This is a genomic window from Sporosarcina koreensis (assembly GCF_001531445.1).
Classification (GTDB): Bacteria; Bacillota; Bacilli; order Bacillales_A; family Planococcaceae; genus Sporosarcina; species Sporosarcina koreensis_C.
The window spans coordinates 47,971-48,827 of record NZ_LQYA01000251.1 but is presented as its reverse complement, the minus strand read 5'-3'; the positions used below and the strand labels follow the sequence as shown (position 1 = coordinate 48,827).

Below are 857 nucleotides of genomic sequence, written 5' to 3'. Positions count from 1 at the left end.
GGAGCATTCATTCTGGGACGCCTAACGAAAAAGAAATGAAAATAACGGCCAGCCACTGGAACACCTAGTGGCTGGCCGTTTTCTCATCCGAATAGTACAATCACGATGAAATAGATACCCATTGCAATTAATCCGATTGGCACCCCGAATCGTGCCCATTCAACACTTTTAATATTCAATTTACCTGCTGCTATAATATTCGGGATATTTCCTGGAATAAGCATTCCGCCGCTGATCAGAAGACCTAGCAAAATCGCTTTGATAGTCGGCTCGTCCATTTCGCTACTAATTTCTGCGGCTGCCAGTGTCGCGTTATCGAGTACAGCAGAAATCATATTGATCCAATAGAGGATGAATGGATTTATGTCTAACAAGAATCGTTTAATGAACGGTTCGAATCCCGCACCCAATAATGTCAAGGCCATAACGAAAAGATACACTTTAAAGCCTCTGATCAGGATATCCACAAACGATTCTTTCCCATGGTTCGCCTTCAAGCCCCACACTTTTTTGGTAGGATGAATCAGAATGATAGCCAATATGCCGAAAGCGATGATTCCAGGAATGACATCCGGTCCTATGAGCTTTAACAGATAAAAGAAATCTTCATTCAGCTTACTCGTTGCAATCGTGGAAAGTGGTTCACCAACCGGTGTCAATACTGCGCCCATACCAATCGAATAGCAGGCGAGGATGACAAAGCGGACTTCCGATGTGCGATCGAGTTCCAAAACACTGACGATGGCCACTAAAACGAGAGCTGCTATGATGGCGGTAATCACGCTGGAAATGATTCCGAGGAGGATGATAATCAGCGCTAAAAAAAGTCTGAAAGGCAGAATCCGGCTAATGCCTTT

Annotated in this window: 1 protein-coding gene; it reads right to left on the bottom strand. The window is 44.2% G+C overall.

Going from position 1 to position 857, the window contains the following annotated elements:
• Positions 1 to 83: 83 nt before the first annotated feature.
• Positions 84 to 857 (bottom strand): DUF1646 family protein (locus AWV70_RS21155; protein ID WP_235588799.1); only part of this gene is annotated, 774 nt, incomplete at its 5' end.